Origin of the sequence: Aeromonas simiae (genome assembly GCF_000820125.1) — a bacterium.
In the GTDB taxonomy this organism is placed as follows: domain Bacteria; phylum Pseudomonadota; class Gammaproteobacteria; order Enterobacterales; family Aeromonadaceae; genus Aeromonas; species Aeromonas simiae.
Window position 1 is genome coordinate 1 of sequence record NZ_CDBY01000018.1, and the last position, 4,001, is coordinate 4,001.

3 protein-coding genes are annotated in these 4,001 nt (G+C 49.6%); all 3 read left to right on the plus strand.

Translation table 11 applies throughout. The annotated features are described in order from the left end of the window. The first annotated feature begins 454 nt into the window (after nucleotides 1-454). The 3 genes from BN1134_RS02550 to BN1134_RS02560 all read left to right on the plus strand — a co-directional run bounded on the left by BN1134_RS02550 (nucleotide 455) and on the right by BN1134_RS02560 (nucleotide 3,898). Nucleotides 455-1,882 (plus strand): alanine/glycine:cation symporter family protein, encoded by a 1,428-nt coding sequence (locus BN1134_RS02550; protein ID WP_042045072.1) that lies wholly within the window; start codon nucleotides 455-457, stop codon nucleotides 1,880-1,882. Nucleotides 1,883-2,703: 821 nt separating this feature from the next. Beyond that, entirely contained in the window at nucleotides 2,704-3,267 is a 564-nt protein-coding gene (locus BN1134_RS02555) for a fimbrial protein (protein ID WP_042045073.1), read from the plus strand. 49 nt (nucleotides 3,268-3,316) lie between these two features. Then, nucleotides 3,317-3,898, plus strand: coding sequence for a fimbrial biogenesis chaperone (locus BN1134_RS02560; RefSeq protein WP_052449403.1), 582 nt, complete (start codon nucleotides 3,317-3,319; stop codon nucleotides 3,896-3,898). Nucleotides 3,899-4,001 lie beyond the last annotated feature (103 nt).

Genomic DNA, 4,001 nt, shown 5'->3' on the forward strand with positions numbered 1-4,001 from the left:
GGGGGAGGGTGAGATCTATCTATATGAAAAATAAATGTTTTATCTGTATGCGACAGTGTCTGCTTGCCGATGGCCAATAACTTATTTTTTTAGTTTCAAAAACATTTGTGATTTTTGTCACAATAAATGTGATGCTGCCATCTTGAAATTTTACTACATATAAACGTTTTTTCTGTGTGACTGCACAATAGGGTGGTTGGCTTAAAAACGTTTTACATGAATTCAAATCAATGGATAATCCATCAATAAAACACGTGGTCTTGTCTGCGAGCTATGACCTGAGCCACCCTGCCTTTTGTTCGTTTTCCCGCCGTATTGCCGTGATCATTAGGAACTGATGCTGTGGTTGTGCTAAATTTCGGCGCTTTAGAAAACGTTGCCACTGCTGTGGTACTGGACAAGTTGGGACTGGGCTTAGGTTCGGGTCTTGGATGTTAATGAAAACGAGAGCCTTATGGATACACTGATTGCATTGCTCAACGATCTACTCTGGGGCGCTGTGCTGATCTATCTTCTGATTGGCGTGGGGGTCTTCTTCACCCTGAGACTGGGTTTTATTCAGCTGCGTCATTTCGGACACATGTTCTCTGTGCTGAGAAACAGTCGTAAGTCGGATCAGGCGGGGATCTCCTCCTTCCAGGCGCTTTGTACCAGTCTGGCGGCTCGGGTCGGCACGGGCAATCTGGCCGGTGTTGCCGTTGCCCTCTATCTGGGTGGGCCTGGCGCCATTTTCTGGATGTGGCTGATTGCCTTCATCGGTATGTCGACCGCCTTTGTCGAGAGCGCCCTGGCTCAGCTCTACAAGGTCAAGGATGAAGACGGCAACTATCGCGGTGGTCCTGCTTATTATATGGAGCGAGGCCTCGGCATGCGCTGGATGGGGGTCGTCTTCTCCCTCTGCCTGTTGTTGGCCTTTGGCCTGGTGTTCAATGCGGTGCAGGCGAACTCCATCAGTCTGGCGATGAATGTGGCCTTTGGTATTCCCGACTGGATCAGTGGTATTGCGCTGGTGCTGCTGGCCTCGCTGATCATTTTTGGTGGGATCCGCAGTGTGGCCCGCTTTGCCGAGATGGTGGTGCCCTTCATGGCGCTGGCCTACATCGCCATGGCGCTGGTGATCGTTGCGCTCAACATCAGTGAGCTGCCGGGAGTTTTCGCCCTCATTATCAAGTCAGCGTTTGGCTTCGAGCAGGCTGGTTCGGGTGCCTTGGGGTACGCCATCTCCCAGGCCATGATCAACGGCATCAAGCGCGGCCTCTTCTCCAACGAGGCGGGGATGGGCTCAGCCCCCAATGCCGCAGCCACGGCGACGCCTTATCCTCCGCATCCCGCCTCTCAGGGGTATGTGCAGATGCTGGGGGTCTTTATGGATACCATCGTCATCTGTACCTGTACTGCGGCTATTATCCTGCTCTCCGGGCAGTTTGAACCTGGCTCTGGTATTACGGGCGTCGAGTTGACCCAACGCGCCCTCTCCTCTCAGGTAGGGAGCTGGGGTAACAGCTTCATTGCCGCCGCGATTTTCTTTTTCGCTTTTACCTCCATTGTGGCGAATTACTCCTATGCCGAGACCAATCTGGTCTTCTTGGAGCACAACCATAAAGTGGGCCTGATCCTGTTCCGCTTAGTGGTGCTAGGCATGGTGATGTTTGGCTCTGTGGGTGAATTACCCACGGTATGGGCCATGGCTGATGTTTCTATGGCATTGATGGCCATTGTTAACTTGGTCGCGATATTGCTGCTCTCTGGTGTGGCAATCAAACTGGCCAAGGATTACAACGACCAGCTCAAATTGGGTAAGGTGCCGACGTTCGATGCCAATAAATACCCGGAAATCCGGGAGCAGCTTGAGCCCGGAATTTGGGATGACCGCAAGCCATAACAAGCCATAAATAGTGCTTATGTGACATATAAGAGGGCTACGGCCCTCTTTTTATTTGTTTCTTTATTAGATTTAACGCTTGTAGCTGTGTAAAGCGCCTCGTGTTCTTATCTTGATGGCCGCGCTACGACACTCTCGCCCCATGCCACCTTTTTATCGTCTAATACCCCATATGTCGATAAAAGAGACCGACTGACGTATCCCTCCTTTAATTCGCATTCCGCTTATCTTGATGGATTCTATATCGCTTAAAAATCATGGTCATTCCTGCGCCCCCATGCTCGTCTTTTGGTTTAGGGCTTCAAAAGAGACTTAAAAAACCTCCCTTGATACCCTTTCCACCCTCTGTCATCACGATCTGCGACATGGTGTATTCCTGACTCTTTCACTCAGGCAAGGAGTGTGTCGTGAGGCTCAATAGGACGAGTTTTGCCCGTTTCCCCGCCAAAATGCGGTTGATAGGGATGGTTGATGGATTTTTAAGGCTTTTAACTCCGGTTTGATGTGAGTGATAAGTATCTTTTCATTCGTTTTCTTCGCTATGCCGATAGAGCTATAAGTTATAGATTTTACGTTTATTAGTGTTTTAATTTTAAAATTCTCGTTTTTATAGTTTTATGTTTTGTTTTATTTGGTTTGCATGGTTTCATATCCGTGTCGCCACTACCCCGGCCCGCATGCCTGATTGAGACATCAGTCTGCATGCCATAACAGAGAGTCATCGGGTTGATGCCGGGGGAGTGGTGGGACTGATGAATGTTGCCGTGATGGGCAGCTTCATTTCGCATTACGCACAATGTAAGACTTATTAGGAAGCTGTTATGTTCAAGAAAAGCCTGCTCGCCGCTCTGACTGTTCTGGCCGTCAACAATGCCTACGCTATCACCGATACCGGCGTTCCCGGTGGTACCATTACCTTCAACGGCTCTGTCACCGACACCACCTGTAATATCACCACCAGCAATGGTGCTGACTTCAGCGTGCAGCTGAGCCCGGTCACTGTCAGCAGTGTTGGTACCGACGTGGGTCTTGTTAACGAAGGCAGCAAGGCCTTCACCATGGCCGTCTCCGACTGCTCCAGCACCAATGACGAAGCGACTGCGCTGAAGATCACCTTCTCCAGCTCCAACGTTTCCGATGACGAAAAGTATCTGAAGAACTACTCCGGGACCGCGACTGGGGTGGGTATTGCTTTGACCAGCGATGGCAAGACCATGATCCCCTTCAATACCACTCACGATACTGGCCTGAAGAAGACTGATTTTGCCAATGCCGGCGAGACCAAGAGCCTGACCTACTACGCCAACTACTACAACTTTGGCGGTACCGATGTGACTGCGGGCTCTGTCGTGACTGCTGCTACTTATACCTTCAGCTACGAGTAATAGCGATATGGCCGGAAGCATGCTCTTCCGGCCAATTAAGGTGAATACCATGAAATATATTTTCGTCTTGATGGGCTTGCTTTTTTCCATGGCAAGTCAGGCTAGCGTGATCGTTAATGCCACCCGGGTGGTATATCCGTCAGATGCAAAGTTCGTCAATGTTCAATTGGTGAATCGTGGCACGACCACTCACTTGGTGCAGTCATGGATTGATGATGGAAACGTCAGTGATACACCTGAAAAAATTAAGGTTCCGTTTGTTCTGACGCCCCCGGTAGTCAAGATGAAAGGTGGTGAGGGCCAATCAATTAAAATTGTTGGCAAAAATCTTGATTCGCTGCCGAACAATCGTGAGTCGGTATTCTGGCTGAACATCGTTGATATTCCTCCTCAGCCAGAGGGGAAGGCTAATGAAAATTACCTTCAGGTGGCGATTCGTACACGTATTAAATTGTTTTATCGCCCTGTCGGACTGGCCGATAGCGTCAATGAGGCGGTCAAGCACCTCTCACTGCAACACAATGGTGGGACGAGCTGTGTCAAGAATGACTCACCCTATTACCTGACCATAGTGAATGCGGTGGCTTGGCATGGCGGTGATTTAAAAAAGAACCTGATTACCCATGATTAGCAGTCAGTTACCACGAACTATACTGATCTTACGTACAGTTATCGAGGTGCGAGATCATGGCCAAAAGCAAAATCCAATTCCAGAAAGGCTACAGCCTGTTTGA